This window comes from Desulfonauticus sp. (genome assembly GCF_055126295.1).
This window is the reverse complement of record NZ_JBSRHE010000001.1, coordinates 1-18,715: the sequence shown is the minus strand read 5'-3', so window position 1 is coordinate 18,715 and position 18,715 is coordinate 1. Positions and strand designations below refer to the sequence as shown.

Annotated in this window: 15 protein-coding genes and 1 CRISPR repeat array; of the genes, 14 read left to right on the top strand and 1 reads right to left on the bottom strand. The window is 35.3% G+C overall.

Annotated elements, in window-relative coordinates; genetic code table 11:
- Positions 1–116: 116 nt before the first annotated feature.
- The 6 genes from ACTCIM_RS00075 to ACTCIM_RS00050 are packed head-to-tail and all read left to right on the top strand — an operon-like array spanning position 117 to position 7,956.
- Positions 117–2,072, top strand: coding sequence for a PAS domain-containing hybrid sensor histidine kinase/response regulator (locus tag ACTCIM_RS00075; protein WP_472313178.1), 1,956 nt, complete (start codon positions 117–119; stop codon positions 2,070–2,072).
- Positions 2,073–2,447, top strand: coding sequence for a response regulator transcription factor (locus ACTCIM_RS00070; protein WP_029967423.1), 375 nt, complete (start codon positions 2,073–2,075; stop codon positions 2,445–2,447). It abuts the gene before it with no gap.
- A 1-nt stretch (position 2,448) separates the two neighbouring features.
- Positions 2,449–4,440 carry a PAS domain-containing sensor histidine kinase gene (locus ACTCIM_RS00065; protein WP_472313177.1) on the top strand — a complete coding sequence of 664 codons (1,992 nt, stop codon included), beginning with the start codon at positions 2,449–2,451 and terminating at the stop codon, positions 4,438–4,440.
- Positions 4,433–5,527 carry an HDOD domain-containing protein gene (locus tag ACTCIM_RS00060; RefSeq protein WP_464279780.1) on the top strand — a complete coding sequence of 365 codons (1,095 nt, stop codon included), beginning with the start codon at positions 4,433–4,435 and terminating at the stop codon, positions 5,525–5,527. Before ACTCIM_RS00065 ends, ACTCIM_RS00060 begins: the two co-directional genes overlap by 8 nt.
- Positions 5,528–5,537: 10 nt before the next feature.
- Positions 5,538–6,737 carry an HD domain-containing phosphohydrolase gene (locus ACTCIM_RS00055; protein WP_464279781.1) on the top strand — a complete coding sequence of 400 codons (1,200 nt, stop codon included), beginning with the start codon at positions 5,538–5,540 and terminating at the stop codon, positions 6,735–6,737.
- A gap of 7 nt (positions 6,738–6,744) precedes the next feature.
- Positions 6,745–7,956: an MFS transporter gene (locus tag ACTCIM_RS00050; RefSeq protein ID WP_029967431.1), complete on the top strand. Its 1,212-nt coding sequence runs from the start codon at positions 6,745–6,747 to the stop codon at positions 7,954–7,956.
- A gap of 89 nt (positions 7,957–8,045) precedes the next feature.
- Here ACTCIM_RS00050 and ACTCIM_RS00045 read toward each other — a convergent pair whose 3' ends face one another.
- The gene (locus ACTCIM_RS00045) at positions 8,046–8,987 is read right to left on the bottom strand and encodes a helix-turn-helix transcriptional regulator (protein ID WP_029967433.1); all 942 of its coding nucleotides are present in this window, start codon (positions 8,985–8,987) and stop codon (positions 8,046–8,048) included.
- 198 nt (positions 8,988–9,185) lie between these two features.
- Here ACTCIM_RS00045 and ACTCIM_RS00040 point away from each other — a divergent pair, with 198 nt between their 5' ends.
- The 8 genes from ACTCIM_RS00040 to cas2 all read left to right on the top strand — a co-directional run bounded on the left by ACTCIM_RS00040 (position 9,186) and on the right by cas2 (position 17,741).
- Positions 9,186–9,341 carry a hypothetical protein gene (locus tag ACTCIM_RS00040; RefSeq protein WP_464279782.1) on the top strand — a complete coding sequence of 52 codons (156 nt, stop codon included), beginning with the start codon at positions 9,186–9,188 and terminating at the stop codon, positions 9,339–9,341.
- Between the two features lie 180 nt (positions 9,342–9,521).
- Positions 9,522–10,124, top strand: a complete 603-nt coding sequence (cas6, locus tag ACTCIM_RS00035) for a type I-MYXAN CRISPR-associated protein Cas6/Cmx6 (protein ID WP_029967435.1) — start codon at positions 9,522–9,524, stop codon at positions 10,122–10,124.
- Positions 10,114–12,408, top strand: coding sequence for a CRISPR-associated helicase Cas3' (gene cas3, locus ACTCIM_RS00030; RefSeq protein ID WP_472313176.1), 2,295 nt, complete (start codon positions 10,114–10,116; stop codon positions 12,406–12,408). The genes cas6 and cas3 overlap by 11 nt, the downstream gene beginning before the upstream one ends.
- Positions 12,405–14,012: a type I-MYXAN CRISPR-associated protein Cmx8 gene (cmx8, locus tag ACTCIM_RS00025; protein ID WP_464279784.1), complete on the top strand. Its 1,608-nt coding sequence runs from the start codon at positions 12,405–12,407 to the stop codon at positions 14,010–14,012. The genes cas3 and cmx8 overlap by 4 nt, the downstream gene beginning before the upstream one ends.
- The gene (locus ACTCIM_RS00020; RefSeq protein WP_464279785.1) at positions 14,013–14,951 is read left to right on the top strand and encodes a hypothetical protein; all 939 of its coding nucleotides are present in this window, start codon (positions 14,013–14,015) and stop codon (positions 14,949–14,951) included. It begins immediately after the preceding gene.
- A 2-nt stretch (positions 14,952–14,953) separates the two neighbouring features.
- Entirely contained in the window at positions 14,954–15,637 is a 684-nt protein-coding gene (gene cas5 / locus ACTCIM_RS00015; RefSeq protein ID WP_464279786.1) for a type I-MYXAN CRISPR-associated protein Cas5/Cmx5/DevS, read from the top strand.
- A gap of 11 nt (positions 15,638–15,648) precedes the next feature.
- A complete protein-coding gene (cas1, locus tag ACTCIM_RS00010) occupies positions 15,649–17,388 on the top strand; it encodes a type I-MYXAN CRISPR-associated endonuclease Cas1 (RefSeq protein WP_472313175.1) in 1,740 nt (579 codons plus the stop codon).
- A 59-nt stretch (positions 17,389–17,447) separates the two neighbouring features.
- Complete coding sequence (gene cas2, locus ACTCIM_RS00005) at positions 17,448–17,741, top strand: CRISPR-associated endonuclease Cas2 (protein WP_464279789.1); 294 nt, start codon at positions 17,448–17,450, stop codon at positions 17,739–17,741.
- 310 nt (positions 17,742–18,051) lie between these two features.
- A CRISPR array of direct repeats spans positions 18,052–18,652; the repeat unit is 37 nt; unit sequence ACTGATTTGATCTCTGATGCCGAAAGGCGTTGAGCAC.
- Positions 18,653–18,715 lie beyond the last annotated feature (63 nt).

Here is an 18,715-nt window from a genome sequence, read left to right as displayed (position 1 = left end):
ACTTTTTAAAAGATATATTAAATGTAGAAATTAAAAAAATATATATTTTTCCTTTAAAAATAGAAGACAATTATCAAGGAGTTTTACTTCTTGGAGTAGATAGAGAGATAAGTCAGTTGAAAATAAGTTTATATTTAAACTTTATACAAATACTTACTTTAGTTGTTATAAATTATTATTTTAAAAATAAGGAAGAAAATTTACATGCTAAAATTAAAAAGCAGGAGATTTACATTCAAAAACTCTTTTCTCAAATGCCTTTAGGAGTAATTTATGTAGAATTGCCTGAAAGAAGTATTGGCTTTGTAAATGATTATTTTTGCAAGTTGTTGGGATATAAAAAAGAAGAACTGGAAGGTAAGTCTTCCAGGATACTTTATTTTTCAGAAGAAGAGTTTTTAGAGTTTGGGGATAAAGTTTATCCACTTTTGGAAAGTAGGGATTATTTGAACCTGTATTCTTTGATTTTTAGGACCAAAAATAATCAAAAAGTAGAAGTAAACCTAACTATTTCAGCAGAAAGAGAACAGGGAAAGTTAAAGTCTGTAATGGCTTTTGTTCAGGATGTTTCCTTTCGTAAGGAAGTATTAAATCAATTAAACGAAGCTGTAGTTATTCTGGATAGAGAAAAGAGAACTGTAGTGGATTTAAATAAAAGATGTCTTGAATTGTTTGAAGTTGGATATTTAGAAGTTTTAAATCAAAGAATAGATAGAAAAGTTTTTTATGATTTTAGAGATAGAGACTTTATTCTGGAAAAAATAAATCAAGATCAGGAAATAAACAATTATGAAATGCTTATGCGAAGCTACAAAGGTAGAGTATTTACTGGCCTTTTATCTGTAAAAAAAGTATTTTGGGAAGGAAGTGAATACCTGCTTATTTTGATTAGGGATATTTCTGAATTTAAGGCTTTGCAAAATATGTTGGGGCAGGCTCAAAAGATGGAATCTTTGGGACTACTTGCGGGTGGCATAGCTCATGATTTTAACAATATTTTAACTATTATTTTGGGATTTGCTGAACTGGGGTTAAAGCATCTTCAGGATAGTAGTAGGGTAAAAAAATACCTGGAAAATATTTTAACCACAGGAGATAGAAGCAAAAAGTTAATTCAACAACTTCTTACCTTTAGTCGTCAAAAAATGGGTGAAGATAGATATCCTTTAGAAGTAAGTCCGGTAATAAAAGAACAGTTGAAATTACTGCGTGATACTCTTCCTTCCATTATAGACTTAAGGGAAAGTATAAGTAGCCAGGCTCTGGTGCGTACCAATCCTACAGAACTGCAGCAAATTTTGTTAAACCTGGTTACCAACGCCTATCAGGCCCTTCAAAAAACAGGAGGTATTATAGAAGTTTCTCTTGTGGATGTAAAAGCAGAACAGGGCCTTAGAGAAGAAGATTTTTATCTGCCTTCTGGAAATTATGTCTGTTTGGTAGTGGAAGATAATGGGCCAGGCATACCTTCAGAATACCTTCCTCATATTTTTGAGCCTTTTTTTACTACCAAAAAACAGGGAACAGGCATGGGCTTGGCCATTGTAGCCAGTATTGTGAAAGGTATTGGAGGATATTTCTGGGCCAATAACAAAAAAGAAGGAGGAGCTATTTTTAAAATTTATCTACCTGTTTTTGAAGAAGTTGGCACTGGGATTAAAACAGAGGAGCAGACTTCTTTTAAAAAACTTCCCAAGGAATTGCCAGGATTAAATGTTTTGCTGGTAGATGATATTAAAGAGGTTTTGGAAGTAACCACTTATTCTCTGCAAGAACTGGGCTTAACTGTTAATCCATTTCAATATCCCAGGGAAGCTCTTGATTTTTTTGAAAAAAATTATGATCAGATAGATCTGGCTATTTTAGATTTAAGCATGCCAGAGATAAACGGTAAGGAACTGGCTCTAAAGTTTAGAGGGATAAAGCCTCAATTACCCATTATTTTTCTTACTGGTTATACTGATTTACTGGATGAACAAGAAGCCAAAGAACTACAGGCTTTATTTTTACAAAAACCCATTAAGTTAGAAGAACTGGAAAAAAATATATTGTTACTCTTAGGGGGGAAGTAAATGGTTAAAATACTTTTAGTGGAAGATGATGAGCACATACGCAATTTGATTAAAGAAACCTTATCCTTTAATAACTTTATCTTTTTGGAAACAGATAAGGGAAAGGAAGCTCTGGAAATATATACCAGAGAAAAGCCAGAGGTTTTGATTGTGGATGTGAATCTGGCAGATTCTGTCTCAGGGTTAGAGGTGGTTAAAGAAATCAAAAGTAAAGCTTCAAAAAGCAAAATTCTTATTTTAAGTGGAGCTATTCCAGAGCAAGAAAAAGAAAAGTGTTATAAGGTAGGAGCTGATGCTTATTTACCCAAACCCTTTAGTCCCTTAAGCCTTATTCAAACCATGGAAGATTTTTTAAATGAATTAGCTGGAGAATAAAATGTCTTCTACTGATAAAATTTTAGAACAGCAATTGCTGGATAAATATGCTAAAGACCTGGCTAAACTTTATGCCCAGGAAAAAGAAGAGAAAAGTAAGCTTGAAAATACATTACAAGAATTAAAAGTTATATTTAAAAATATCAATGATGGATTAATTATTGTAGATAACAATTTTAATATTAAAAGAGGAAATAGTAAATTTAGGTCTTTTTTTGGATTTAAAAAAGAAGATATTTTAGGCAAAAACTTATTTTCTTTGTTAAAGAGCAAAGAGCTGGAAGCTATTTTAAAAAGTAAAATTAGCAATAAGATATTTTTAAATGAATTGGTGTTTAATAATTATCCAGATAAGATATTTAAAATAACTGTCGTACCTATATCTGAAGAATATAAATTAATCATTTTTCAAAACAATAGCCTGATTTATCGCTTTAACCAGAAGTTAAAATCCCAGGAAGAATGGTATAGAGCAATTCTAAGTAATATTCAAACTGGACTGGCTATTGTTGATTTTGAAAGTAGAAAAATTATAGAGATAAATCCAGAATTGGAAGAAATTTTATCTTTATCCAAAGAGCAAATAGTTGGTAAAGAATGTTTTCAATATCTTTGCGCAGGAGATTATTCCCTCTGTCCTTCTGGAAATACTAAAGAATTGAATTACAATCTGGTAACTAAAAATAAAGAAGGTAAAGATATTTATTTATATAAAAAAGTAAATGTTATTAAAATAGAAAATAAAAAATATGTCTTAGAATCAATAACAGATATAACTGATTTAAAGTTAATAGAAGATAAACTGGTTCAAACAAATAAAAAAATACAAACTTTGTTTGATAGTTTACCTTTTATTTTAATTGCCATTGATTTAGAAGATAAAATTGTAGAATGGAATCCTATGGCTGAAATTTTTCTGGGTCTTAGAAAAGCAGATGTCCTGAACAAAAAGCTTGAAGAAATCAAACACAAGATAGAATTTAAAGAAATTTTAGATTTAAAGATAAGTTTAGGAGTAGAGCAAAAGGAGCTCAGATATAAGCGTTCTGATGGAAGAGTGGGGTTTTTGGATGTTAGAATGATAGATTTGCGGACAAGTGAAGCAACAGAAGAAGAAATGCTTTTAATTATTGCCCAGGATATTACTGAATTTAAAATTATGCAGGGTCAATTGGCCCAGGCCCAAAAACTAGAAGCTATAGGGCAGTTGGCTACAGGAATAGCGCATGAAATAAATACTCCGGCTCAATATGTAAGTGATAATCTTTATTTTTTACAGGAAAATTTTCCACAGCTTAAATCTCTATATTCAGAAATTATATCCACTCTAAAAACAATACCTAATCTAAAATTAAAAGCCCTGCTTTCTAAAATTGAAGAAGAAGATGTGGAATTTTATTTGCAAGAATTTCCTTTGGCTATAGAGCAGGCCCTGGATGGTATAAAAAGAATAACAGAGATTGTGCAGTCCATGAAACAGTTTGCTCATCCTGGAACCAGAGAAAAGGTTTATACTGATTTAAACAAGGCCATTGAAAACGCTAAAGTGGTTACCAGAAATAGCTGGAAATATGTTGCTGACCTGGAGTTAAATCTGGATCCCAATTTACCTTTAGTAAAGTGTTATCCTTCTGAAATTAATCAGGTTCTACTAAATATGATTGTAAATGCAGCTGATGCTATAAAGGAAAAAATAGGAGAAAAAGGTAAAAAGGGTGAAAAAGGTAAAATCATTATTACTACCAGGTCCTTTGGCAATAAAGTGAAAATATACATTGAGGATACAGGAACAGGCATTCCAGAAGAGTTAAGGGAAAAGATTTTTGAACCCTTTTTTACCACTAAAGCCGTGGGAAAGGGTACAGGCCAGGGGCTTAGCCTGGCCCATTCCATAATTGTGAACAAACATAAGGGGTTTATTGCTGTAGAAAGCGAGGTAGGAAAAGGGACTACTTTTATTATTGAATTGCCAGTGGATGGAGAAAATGAGTAAAAAAATTCTTTTTGTGGACGAAGAGAAAAGGGTTTTAGAAGGTCTTAAACGCACACTTTTTCCTTTGCGCAAGGAATTTATCCTGGTCTTTGAATCTGATTTTTCCAGGGCTTTAACTTTGCTCACAAAGGACAACTTTGAGGTGGTGGTTACAGAAGTAAAACCTGACCTAGCTGATGGTTTGGAGTTATTAAAGGCAGCTTATAAATATCAGCCCCAGGCCTTACGCATAGTTCTTTCTGGATATTTGGAAACAGATTTATTGTTGCAAACCTTAGGGATAGCCCATCAATTTTTAAGTAAGCCAGTAGAGGCAAAAAAGTTAAAAGAGGTTATTCAAAGAGGCCTTAGTTTAAGAAATCTCTTTGAAGATAAAAGAATTTTACAACTCCTGGGGAAAATAACCACTTTACCCACTTTGCCCAAAATTTATCAACAGTTAAACCAGGCTCTGGCTAAAAAAAATGTTTCTCCGCAAGAACTAGCTGAAATAATTATTCAGGATATGGGACTTACTACTAAAATCTTACAACTGGTAAACTCTGCCTTTTTTAGCCTGGCCAGAAAAATTACCAGGATAGAAGAAGCTATTGTTTTTCTGGGCATAAATACCATTAAATCCCTGGTGCTGGGGATAAGTGTTTTAGAAGAAGGCAATAAAATCACTCTTCCCAACTTTTCTTTAGAATACTTAAGTGGTCATTCCCTAAAGATTGCCCAGACTTTAAAAAAACTGGGGATAAAGGAAGGCCTGGAACCAGAAAGGGGAGATGAGCTTTTTTTAGCTGGTTTGATACATGATTGTGGTATTGTGATTTTGGCTCAAAACTTTCCTTCGCAATATCAGGAAGTAGCCAGGCTAATAGCAGAAGGACAGGAACTGGAGCAGGCTGAAAAAAAAGTTTTTAACCTTACTCATGCAGAAATTGGAGCTTATCTTTTAAATCTTTGGGGTATTTCTGAAGACATAGTGACCATGGTTTTTTATCATCATAAACCTTTACAGGCTTTAGATAAGATACAAGAAGTATTTTTAATCCATTTGGCTGAATTTATGGATAGCCAGAACTTATTGGAAAATTTATAAGGGAGACATTATGGAAAAGATTCTTTTTGTTGATGATGATGTAAAAATATTAGATGGATTTAGAAGAACCTTAAGAAAAAAATTTTTAGTAGAAACTGCTGCCAGTGGAATGCAAGGCCTAAAAATGCTCAATGAAAAAGGTCCTTTTGCCGTAGTAGTTTCAGATTTAAAAATGCCTCAGATGGATGGTCTGGAATTTTTATCTAGGGTAAAAACACTTTTTCCTCAAACCGTAAGGATAATGCTAACTGGGCATGGAGACCTTCAGGACGCAATTTCAGCTATAAATAGTGGAGAAGTGTTTCGTTTTTTGGTTAAGCCTGTACAACCTAAAGACCTGGAAAAATCCTTACTCGATGCTTTACAATATTATTTACTGCAACAAGGTGAGAAAGAATTATTGGAAAAAACCTTAAAAAGTACTATTGATGTTTTAGTAGAAATATTAAGTATCACCAATGAAGAAGCCCTGGGCAGGGCTTTAAGGATTAAAAGGTATGTGCGGGATACTGCTATTATTCTGGGAGAAATGGATATCTGGAAGTATGAAACAGCAGCTTTACTTTCTCAGCTTGGCTGCCTTATTTTGCCTCCAGAAGTAATTCAAAAGGTCAAAACTGGCGAAAGATTGGAAGGAGAGGAATATCAACTTTATATGCAACATCCTTTTATTGCTTCTGACCTTTTGCGCAAAATTCCCAAGATGGAAGAAATAGCCAATATTATTGCCTATCAACAAAAAAACTATGATGGAAGTGGCTTTCCTATAGATTCAGTAAAAGGCAACCAAATTCCCTTGGGTGCTAGAATTTTACGCTTTGCTTTAGACTTTGATTTACACTTTTTAAGAGAAAAGAATAAAATAAATGCTTTAAAAAAGATTTTAGAACATAAAGAAAGATATGACCCGAAAGTATTTAAGGCCTTTTTAGAAGTATTGAGTGTAGATGATGAATACAGGCTTAAAAAAGTGAAAGTAGATGAAATTATACCTTATATGGTAGTAATGGAAGATGTGTATAGTTTAAATGGCATGGTCTTACTAAAAAAAGGCCATGAGGTTAGTAAAAGTATTGCTGAAAAGATTCGTTTTTTAGACAAGACCTATGGTGTAAAACAACCCATTCAAGTTTTAATGCCGCCTAAATTTCTAATAGAAAAACGCCTGAAAGCTCAAAGTGAACAAACACCAAATAAAGAGAGTAAGTAAAATATCCTTGTTAAATTCTAATACCAGGAAATTAATCTGGAGCTGGGCTCTTTTTGATTTTGCCAATTCCAGCTATTCTGCAGTTATTGGGGCAGTTATTTTTCCTGTTTACTATTCTACCTATATTGTGGGAGAAAAGAGTTTGGGAGATTTGCTCTGGGGAAGGGCTATTTCCCTTAGTATGTTTTTGGCTGCCCTGATGTCTCCTTTTTTGGGAAGTAGTAGGGATATAACTGGATATAAAAAGAAAACTATTTTTGCACTTGTTTTCCTGGGCAGTTTGAGTGTAAGTGGTTTTGCTTTTCTAAAGCCTCTGGATATTTATTTGGGCTTTTGGTTAGTAGTTTTGGCTAATTTTTCTCTGGAAACCAGTCTGGTCATCTATAATGCCTATTTACCAGAAGTAATTCCAGTTTCTTATTGGGGAAGAGTATCTGCCTGGGGTTTTGGACTGGGATATCTTGGTTCTATTTTCAGTTTAATTATAGCTTTATATTTTTTAAACCAAAAACAGTTTTCTTTTATCTGGCTAACAGTAAGTTTATTTTGGATATTATTTTCTTTACCACTTTTATTTTCTTTTCCAGCTGATATAAAGGGTAAATTTGAGGTTAATTTATTAAAAAAAGCCTATAAAAAGACTTTTTTTACCTTAAAAGAAGTTTTTAAAAATAAAAATTTAAGATTTTTCTTTTTATCTTATTTTTTTTATTTAGATGGAGTAAATACAGTTATTATTTTTTCCAGTCTTTTTGCCTATAAGACCTTAGGATTTAATTTTAAAGAACTGGTATATCTTTATTTGCTGGTGCAATTTACTTCTTTATTAGGCTGTTTTATTTTGGCCAAACCCTTTGATAAGTTTAATTTAAAAAAAATAATAAGTTTTTTGATTTTATTTTGGTTTTGTATTTCCTTACTTACTTTTTTTACTTATGCCAAAACACTTTTTTGGGTTGTGGCTACTTTGGCTGGTCTGGGTTTAGGAAGTATCCAGGCAGGCTCAAGGGCTTTTTTTAGTGCTCTCATTCCCTCAGGGCAGGAGGGAAGTTATTTTGGTTTTTATGGTTTGGTGGGTAAATCTTCTGCCATTTTAGGCCCCTTAGGATTTGGGCTGGTTTCTTATATCTTTAAGAGCCAAAGGCCAGCTGTTCTTTGGGTTGGTTTACTTTTTTTATTGGGGTATTTATTTTTCAAGCAAATAGACTCTAGAATTTAGAGTTTCCTTAGTAAAAATTGGATAACTACCTTATGGATAGCTAGCAGTATCAGGTGGAATTTTTCCTGATATAGTGGGTAAATAAAATTTTATCTTTTATTTTCCTCATACATTTTTGCGATCTCCTCTGCCAGGTCTTGTTTTAATGAAACTGGTTCAAGAACTTTGGCATTTGCCCCAAATTGTAGAACCTTCATTTTTATCTCTGTAAAATCAGCAACAGGAAGAGTTAAAATTACGCCATTTTCAGTTGTTTCAAGAATTTGATCTCTATGCCATTTTTGTTTTTTGATTATATTTGCTGCCTTGCCTTTAAACAAAATTTTCACCTGTGCGATCTGTTCTCCCTTAAAAATTCCAAAAGGTGAATCTAGAATTTTTTCAGGATCAACGCCCAGTTCTTTTGCTGATTTGCTTCTACTGCCCAGCAACTTTGCTTTTTGAATACGCGCTACAAGGAATGTGCGGAGTTCTTGCCTTAAATGGCAGTAAGCAAGTATATACCAGCTGCTTTGATAATTAATAAGGCGTATAGGATCAATAGTGCGGGTAGATGATTGTCCGTCTGGCTTGTTGTAATCAATTTGTAACTGTCGCTGGAGGTGAAAAGCCTCAATAATGGTTTTCAGAATTTCCGGCTCTACATTTTGTACTTCTATTCTTTCACACCAGAGGCAATCAAGAATCTTCTTATAATCAGTAGATAAGAGTTTTGCCAGTTCTTGTTTTAAGATTTCAATTTCTTTTAGACCTGATAGTCCTGATTCTTCTGCAAGCCTATGTACCATAGCCAGGAAAAAAATAATCTGAGGGCTATTTTCAAAGGGCAAAGAAAACTCTTCTTTATAAAAATAACCATTTTGATTACGATTGAAATCTAAAGGAGCGAGTAGTCTATCGCGCAAATATTCAATGTCCCGGCGGGCAGTAATTTTTGAGACTTCAAACTTAGCTGCCAGGTCTGTAGCATTTGGAAAAAGCCCCGCTTTTATCTGCTTGTGAAAATAATAAATCCTTTCCAGTTTACTCATTGGACTTTACCTACAATTTCTTCTTATTTTTTCTTTTTTATTTTTCCCAAAAAACAGAGGGTAATCATTATATGATAAGGGCTAAGTGTTAGATAACAGGGAAAATTTATCAGCGTCAAGAAATAGAATAATAGTACTCAAGGCTTACGCGTCAAAAAAATCAGGAAGATAAGAAGGTAAAAATCTAGGAGGCGTGTTATGCAATTTGAAATTTTTATCCCAGGATTTAAGCGATTTGTGTTCCAGGCAACAAACTCAGGTCTTCTGGATATGATTTTAGAAGAACAAGCAAAAGAAAAAGTGCCTGAAGAAATTGCCACTACTGGTATTTGTTTTAATTTTAAAGTTTATTGACATTTATTTTGTTTATATATTAAACTAACTGTATTTTATTAAATATATAGAGTTTTTTTCTATCTTAGCAGGCTTTGAGTAGAGAAGATATATAAACATTAATTTTTATAAGGGTATATCTAGCCAAAATTTTGTTGCTGTATGTTTTTGCAGAGGCATCAAAAAATAGGGAGATGAAGAATGAATCAAGAACACATAATTAATCTTTGTTACAAAGTGAAAGGAGACACCTTGCCAGTTGATCATGGTTTTGCTTTATTTAGTAGTATAAGTAAAATCTTGCCTCATTTTCATTCAGAATCACGTGTTGGCTTAAGGCTTATTAGAGGTCGATATGTGGGCAATGGTCTTCTTTCCATTAAACCTGTAGCGGAATTAATATTCAGAATGCCAGGGTTACTTATCCCAGAATATTTATCATTGTCAGGAAAAAATCTGGATATTTCAGGACATAAAGTAATTGTTGGTGTTCCTACGACTCACCATCTCATCCCTGCAACTGTGCTTTATGCCCATCTGGTGACAACAAAAAATGGCCATAATGAGGAACGATTTAAGCAGGAAATCACCAGGCAATTGCACCAGCTTAAGATAAAAGGAAAATTTACCTTGGGTAAAAGACGTACTTTTAAGGTACATGGGAAACAGGTGGTGGGATATTCTTTGCTTGTTTCCGAATTAACTGCTGAAGAGTCCATTGTCTTGCAGGAACACGGGCTTGGAGGAAGACGTAAAATGGGATGTGGTTTTTTTGAACCCTGGAGGCCAAAGGATGGAATTTAAATATATGCTGGCTAAAGCCTGCCCTGATCCTGACAATCCACCTGGACAGGCCACACTTTTAGGACATACAAAGGCAGTGGTGGATGTTTTTATAAACCTTTTTGGAACTGCCAGTGCTCCTACCAGGCTGGCAAAGAGGTGGTTAAAGTTTTTCCGTCTTAATATAAAAGATTATCCTGTTTTTTTTGTAAATACTTTAATAGCATGTATTTTACATGATCTTGGCAAAGCAAATAGCGGATTTCAAAAAATGATTCGCAGACAAGGTGAACAGAAAATACGCCATGAACAATTAAGTGCAATGTTTTTATTATGTCCGAAAATAAAGGGCTGGATTGAAAACATAACAGATGCGGATTTTGACCTTATAATTAGTGCTGTAGCCTGCCATCATTTAAAGCTGGAGCCAGGTAACAAAAATTTACTCAATGGACAAAAAGGGCAGAGATTTATAGTCTTTCGTATCTATATTAAACAAATTTTAGAAATTATAAATTCTTTATGTAAATATATAAATTTTCCTTGTATAGTCAGCCTGTCATTGCCTGAAATTTGTGATTTAGATAATACGGAATATGAGTATAAAGAACAGTTAGAAAAAATTTTTAATGGGATAAATCGCAGATGTAAAAATAATAAAATATTTCAAAAAATTTTATTAGCTGTAAAAACAGCTTTGATTGTGGCTGACAGTGCTGGATCTGGACTTAGCAGGGAAAATAAAGATTTGTTCTCCTGGTTGAAAATGGCCTTTGATGAGGATGAATTGCTTACAGACCAAACCATCACTGCAAAAATAATAACTCCAAGAAAAAAAGAGATAGAAGCAAATAGTAAAAAGCCATTTCAATGGCAAGACTTTCAGCTTCTTGCTGATAAATTGCCACAAAGGGCAGTTCTTGTTTCAGCCTGTGGCAGTGGTAAGACTCTGGCTGCGTGGAGATGGATAAGGGCGCAGTTAAGGAAGAAACCCACTGCCAGAGTGATGTTTTTGTACCCCACCAGAGCAACAGCCAGTGAGGGTTTTAGAGACTATGTGTCCTGGGCGCCTGAAGGAATTCTGCTTCACTCTTCTGCTCCTTTTGACCTGCAAAACATGTTTGAGGATTTTGATGAACGTTCTCACGTTGATTTTGAAGTAGAAGATAGATTATTTGCCCTTGCTTACTGGCAGAGGCGTATTTTTAGTGCAACCATTCATCAATTTTTAGGAGTGATGCAATATTCATATCGTTCTGTATGCCTTTTGCCTTTGTTGGTAGATAGTATAGTGGTTATAGATGAAGTTCACAGCCTGGATAGTGCTTTGTTTTCAGCTTTAAAAAAATTTTTAGAGGAATTTGATCTACCAGTATTGTGCATGAGTGCCACCCTAACACCATTTAGACAAGAGAAATTAGAGGAGTGTGGCCTTAAAATTTTTCCTGATGATCCTGAAAAGTTGAAGGACCTATACCAAAAGATAAAGATCCCCCGTTATCAGGCAAACCTCATTGAAGATACAGAAAAAGCAAAAGATATAGCCTTGGATGCTCTGGAACAGGGCAAAAAAGTGCTCTGGGTGGTCAATACTGTAGATCGCTGCCAGCAATTGGCTCAAGAACTAAATAGTTATAAAGATGTCTTGTGTTATCATAGCCGCTTTAAACTGGAAGACAGACTTAAAATTCACCAAAAAGTAATTGAAAATTTTAAAAAGGATAAACCAGTGCTGGCTATAACCACGCAGGTGTGTGAAATGAGTCTTGATCTAGATGCCCATGTTTTAATTACTGAAACCGCACCTATTACCAGCCTCATCCAGAGAATGGGAAGATGTAATCGACATTTAAAATATGAGTGTGGTGAGGTTTATTTATATTTTCCAGAAGATAATACACCTTATAAAGACGGTGAACTGCAAGGAGTAGAAAAATTTGTATATAAAATAAATCAGAAAAAACTAAGTCAACTTGAATTAGAAGGCCTGCTGGAAGATCTGACTGCCAATATGATAGAAATAGAAAAATACAATGCTTTTTTTGGGAATGGCCCCTGGGCTTTAACACGAGACATTGCAGATTATAACAACCAATGTGTCCAGGCCATACTGGATAGTGATATTGAAAGGTTTTTTGATTTGAAAAATAAAAAAGAACCTTTTGATGGTCTTATTGTTCCTGTACCCAGAAAAGTGCCTGTAAGGCAAGTTTCTAAAATAGGTAGATTCCCTTTAATAGTTTCTTCAGATTACTATTGTGAACAATTTGGTTTAGCAAAAACACCCTGGGAGATGATTATATGAAGAAACAAGATAAAATTACTTTAAGCTATAATTTATTTGATTTGCCCACTGCCCAGCATAAGGCAGGCCTGGCAGGATTGCTGGTACTGATTGAATCTCTGAAAAGGAGAAATGTATCTCCCTTACCAGAAGTGGAAGAAATGACTCCATCGCGGGTGGTTATTTCTTTTACTAAAGAGAGTATACAGGTGTTGTTTGATGATTTGTATGATGCTGAATTTGTAGAGGTAAAATCAAAAAGTAAATGGAAAGATAAAAAGCCAAAAGGAACTTTTTTTACTACCTTTTATCCAGATGGTTGTGAGAATTGGTTAACCTTATGGAGACAGATGCTCTGGAATGTCTTGCGGGCCCAGCCAAAAACTCATGGAGTTTATGAAGAAAGGGCAGAAGGAAAACCTTCTTCTGAAGCTTCAAAGGTTTGGGACTCTTTAAACAAAGCCATAAAGGCCAAAAAACAGAAAGAGGAAAGTTTTGCTGGCTCTGTATTTATTGGCGCACAGGATAAGAATGCAGAGCTGGTGCCCTTTAAGGGACTTCCCCAGGAAAATTTTTTGCTTCACTTCTGGTATATTGTCAGCCTTGTTTTTGAAGTGCGATTTGTGGAAATCAAAAGAAACCAGGAAAGAAAAACAGAGATTAAGTGGAAAACTCCTGCTTATGCTATAGTCATTCCTGAACCTGCTAATAATTGTGCTTTTAAAGAAGATGTAATTGAGATGCTCTCCAATTTACCAGTTGAAGGAGAAAGTTATACACCAGCCTCAGGAAAGGTTAATCTTTTTGAAGAAGGAGCCTTAGAATACTTGCATTTTCTTGTGGTTAATAAAAGTCGTAAAATGGGTGGGTTCTTTGACTCTATTTCTGGCCTGGAAGTTTATCATGTGCAGAAGCAGGGCAACAATGTGCGTATGCTGGAAGCATCAAAAATAATTCCTGAGAGAAGAATTTTTGAAAAATATGAACGCATGCGACAGGCAAATATGAATCCTATTTTTAAAAGGTTTTATTTACAAAATATTCTTACCCAAAACCCGTGGTATTCAGGGAGCGAAAAATATATCAATATATTTCCTGCTGAAATATTTATCTGGAAAACTGGAAAAACTCCAGAACGAACAGCTTTTAAATTTTTTGGCCATGATTGTAAAAAAATGTTTGAACAAATAATAGAATCTTTAACAATAAAGGAGGTCAAAGAGGTGAATGAAGAAAGTAAAGAAATGTTTCTGGCAAAAATTATTTATAAGATGGTCAAGCATTATATTTTGCTTAAGGCATTAAACAAATCTGGATTATCCACTATAACTGATGAAAAAGGCCAGGCCATTTATCCTTTTGAAAATAAAGAATACAGGGAAGCCATTGAAAAGGTAAGTATGGATGCTTTTTTGGCTATGCGGGGGCGAAAGGAAGAGGATTTTGTGGAATATTTTACTGGCACTATTTGTTCTGTACCTCAATTTTTGCCTCAAGAAGAATACCTTCTCCTTTCTGAGGCCCTGGTGCAGGGCGGGTGGGAAAAGGTCAAATCCTTATCCCTGCTGGCAATTTCTGCTGCATCTTATCTGGCTAAAAATATTCAACACAAGGAGGACGAATAAATGAACATTTTTGGAACAGTATTAACCTATGCTGCCCCAAGTGCAAACTATCGGGGCGAGTCTGCTGAAAATAGAAGCGTACTTCAAAAAATAACCCTGGGCAGGTTTGAATATCCTGTTATTTCTCCAGAAGCTATGAGAAACGCTTTAAGAGACACTTTAAGAGAGCTTGGGCTTCCCTGTAATCGAGAGAGATTAAACGATGAAGAACAACTGGCAGTGAAATTTCAGGATTATCCTGATCCAGACAGATTTGCAGATGATTTTTTTATGGGCTGGCTTATTGCTGCTGGAAGCAATGATAGGAAAAAAATTTTAAAAGAATTAGAAGAAAGAGGGCGTGATCCAGAAAAATTTACTTTTAAAAGAGATTCTCTTTTACGGATGAATCTGGCTGTAGCTTTAGAGCCATATCGTTATGATTCTATTTTTACCCAGTCTCCCCAGGATGTAACTCCAAAAGAAATAAAGTCCTGTAAAAATGCAGAGAATTCTCAGCTTCTTCATCGGGAAGTAACCTATACTCCTTTTCAATATCCTTTTGCCCTCAATTTAAATGAGTGTAAACAGAAAATAGATTGGACAAAAACCTTGCTTAAGGCCATTGGCCAATTAAATGGTGTTGCTGGCAATCATGCCCGTAGTTATTTTGAAATGGCGCCTGCCAGTATAGTTATTCGCTTAACCAAGTTGCTTGTAGCTGGTTATTCCACTTATGGCTTTAAGATTAAAGATGATAAACATCTTTTCCCAGAGGTCATAGATGGAATTTTACATGATGATTATCCTGGTTCTGAATTTTATATTGGGGGCAAAATTGTCAAAGATATGGATGAGACACAAGTAAATCAGCTCAAAGAAAAAGGAGCCACCCTTGAAAGAAATCCTCAAAGGTTGATTGATATTGTTGCGGAAAAGATGTTCGCAGCAGGAGAATAGACATGCTTATCTTATATTTACAGGCTCCCTTTGCCACATTTCGCACTTTTACTGCTGGAAGTTTTAGGCCAACTGCCAGATTTATCACTCCCTCTGCTGCTTATGGATTACTCTTAAATATAGCTGGTATTGAAATGCGTTACGATGATGGCAAATCTGTAATGACGAAAATTGATTCTGGATTGCCTGAATGTTCTCTTGCTCTGGCAGCTCTGGAATTTCCCGGAATCCATAGTTTATATCAACAAATTCATAATTATCCTGTAGGTAGTAGCGGTAAAGAGCGAAAAGATATGGCTAAGGGGAGTAAATACAATATTTTTCCTGCCAGGCGTGCTTTTTTGTCAGGTATTAAGGCTTTTATAGCTTTAAAAGGTAATGATGAGTTGGAGGAAAAAGTAAGAAAAGGGCTAGCAGGAAAAACAGAAAGAAAGTATGGCCTGCCTTTTTTAGGAGACAATAACTTTTTAATAGACAAGCTGGAAATAATCACTGAACCAAAACCTGCTCACTGGTACATTCCTTTAAAGGAAGATGATGAAGTTGAGTATAATGAACAGATTGATAGACTAACTATCACCATTGATCGGTCTGAAATGAGTAAAACCAGATCAGCTCTGTTTGTGCCAACAAAAAGGCCAGTAAAAGACATACCACCAAAGGCATGGGTAACAGTCAAATATTAAAGTAAATTGTTATGTCCAGCACCATAGAAGACAAAAGCGTTTTCCAATCTTACTTTCTGGCAGAAAAAACAACAGATGAGCCGCTCATTCGAGTGATGGCTTTACATGCTCTGACCTATTGTGAGCGGCTCTTTTATATGGAAGAAGTGGAAGAAATAAGAGTTGCAAATGCCAATGTCTATGCTGGTCGCAGACTGCATGAAGAATTAGAGAAAGGATGTAAAAAATATACGTTAGAGCTTGCCAGTCAGGAGTTAGGTATTCGTGGCAAAGTTGACTATGTACGCACAGATGCCGGGGAACTTATCATTTATGAGCATAAGAAAGGTCATTCAAACAAAGGCAATCAAGCCTGGCCCAGTGATCACATCCAGGCAATTGCTTATGGCCTTCTTGTTTCTGAACACTTTAATCGTCCGGTAAAAGAGTTGCGTATTCGTTATCACGCAGATAACAAAACTATTATTATTCCTTTTGATCTGGCTAAGGCAAAAGAAGAAGTTTTAAAAGCAGTAAAAAGAGCCAGGGAACTACGTTCATCAGTTCAAAGACCTCCTGTTAATGTGTCTGAAAAGCTCTGTCGCACCTGTTCCCTTGCGCCAGTATGTTTGCCAGAGGAAGAGCGTTTTGCAGCAGAAGAAAAAGAAAAGCCATTGCGTTTATTTCCTGCTGAGGATGAAAAAAGAGTGGTTCATCTCCTTGAACAGGGAACTACGATTCATAAGGATGGATATCAGTTTATAATTAGTTTACCTGATGGAAATAAGAAATCTATTCCAGGGTCAAACGTTGCTTCTTTTGTTTTACACGGCAATATTCAAATATCCACTCAAGCCATTCATTTTTGCGCTGCAAATGATATAGGTGTACATTGGCTTTCTTATGGAGGTCATTATGTAGGGGCGTTGCAAAAAGGTGCTGGATATGTGCAACGCCGTCATCGACAATATGAAGCATTTCGCGATCCATTTTTTAAAATTTTGCTTGTATCTAGACTTTGCAGGGCCAAAGTAGAAAATCAGTTAAAATATATCCTCCGAGCAACAAGGTCAAAGCGTTCAAATGAAACACAAGGCCAGGAAGAATTGCAGGCAAATATAAATAGAATTCGCTATGAAATAAAATCCCTGGCTAAAATAGAAGAATCCTTAAGTAAAATTAATAATGTAGACCTTATTCAATATGACAGGTTAATTAAAGAGATGCGTGGGCATGAGGGCAGGGCGGGGAAAGAATATTTCAATGCCCTGTCCTGTATATTAAATTTGAAAGAAGAAGATTTTTTATATTTTGCTGGCCGTAATCGACGTCCGCCTAAAGATCCTTTTAATGCCCTGCTGTCTTTTGGTTATGCCTTGCTTTATAAAGATTGTGTAGCTGCTATTCAGGCTGTAGGGCTTGATCCCTGTTTTGGATTTTTTCATACTCCACGTTCTTCTGCCTATCCTTTGGCTCTGGATTTAATGGAATTATTTAGAGTAATCTTATGGGACATGCCACTTGTAGCTTCTGTCAACCGCAAGCAGTGGCGTAAAGAGGATTTTGAAATTACAAGTAAGCAGGTCTGGTTAAACAAAGAAGGTCGGAGAAAGGTTATTTCTTTGTATGAAAATCGCAAAAGGGAAAAATGGAAGCATCCAGTTTTAAAGTATTCTTTAAGTTACTCCCGCACAATAGAGCTTGAAGTAAGGCTGTTGGAAAAGGAGTGGACTGGTCAAGCAGGTTTATTTGCCCGTTTACGAGTGCGTTAACACAGAAGATTTTGTTTTATTTTAAACCTTACAACAGAAAAGTTAAATGGAGATAAAAAGTGAGTACAGATAAGCATTGGCATCTGGTTTGTTATGATATTAGGGATCAGAAACGATGGGCAAAGGTTTTTAAAATTCTCAAAGGATTTGGTGAACATTTACAATATTCTATTTTTCGGGTGCGAATGAATAAAACCCAGCTGGAAAAATTGCGCTGGCAACTATCTGAAATACTTAATGAAGAGGATGATTTAATGATTGTACGTCTGTGTCCTGCCTGTGCTAAAAGAGTTATTGACAGTAGGGAGGAGGAAAAATGGAAAGAACCAGCCCCAAATTTTGAAATTTTTTAAATAAATCAGGTGATATTTTATTGAGAATATATTGTTTGTTATTCTGTGATATAAAAACATTGAACATAAGGTGTTCAAGTAATTAAGAGATTGACTTTTGTAAAGTAAGGAATTTCCAGATTTAGTTAATATATTTATATGGTTATAAGTAAATACGCTTTTTAGAGGTGCTTGAAAAGCAAAAGTAATTGATATTATTTAATTTGGTTAATCTATGGTGGCGGGAGGTATTGAGTAGTTGAAAAGCGTTAAGCAGGTACTTGAAAAGTATTTTTTGAATATAAGGAAATACAACTGCTAAAACAGATAGACTGATTTGATCTCTGATGCCGAAAGGCGTTGAGCACCGGGCGAGCTCCTTGAGGATATACATAAAAGGATCTGATTTGATCTCTGATGCCGAAAGGCGTTGAGCACTATACGAAGACTACTTCCCACATGAGTGGTGGGACTGATTTGATCTCTGATGCCGAAAGGCGTTGAGCACTAAATGGGAAGGAAGTTTGTATATATACCTTCCACTGATTTGATCTCTGATGCCGAAAGGCGTTGAGCACGTGTATTGCCGGAAGAAACATACTTTGACGAGATACTGATTTGATCTCTGATGCCGAAAGGCGTTGAGCACATTCCTTTTTAAAATTTTTTTAAAATTTTTTTAAACTGATTTGATCTCTGATGCCGAAAGGCGTTGAGCACGAGGAAAGTACAGATTATTTTCAAAAAATATTTAAACTGATTTGATCTCTGATGCCGAAAGGCGTTGAGCACAAAAGAATCGTGATGATTCCAGAAACCTTGGACACTGATTTGATCTCTGATGCCGAAAGGCGTTGAGCACAAATCCTGGAATACTTGGGGTATTAAGGAACCAGCTGATTTGATCTCTGATGCCGAAAGGCGTTGAGCACCCAGTGTAGCACTTCTAGGCACAAAACTGAGGCAACTGATTTGATCTCTGATGCCGAAAGGCG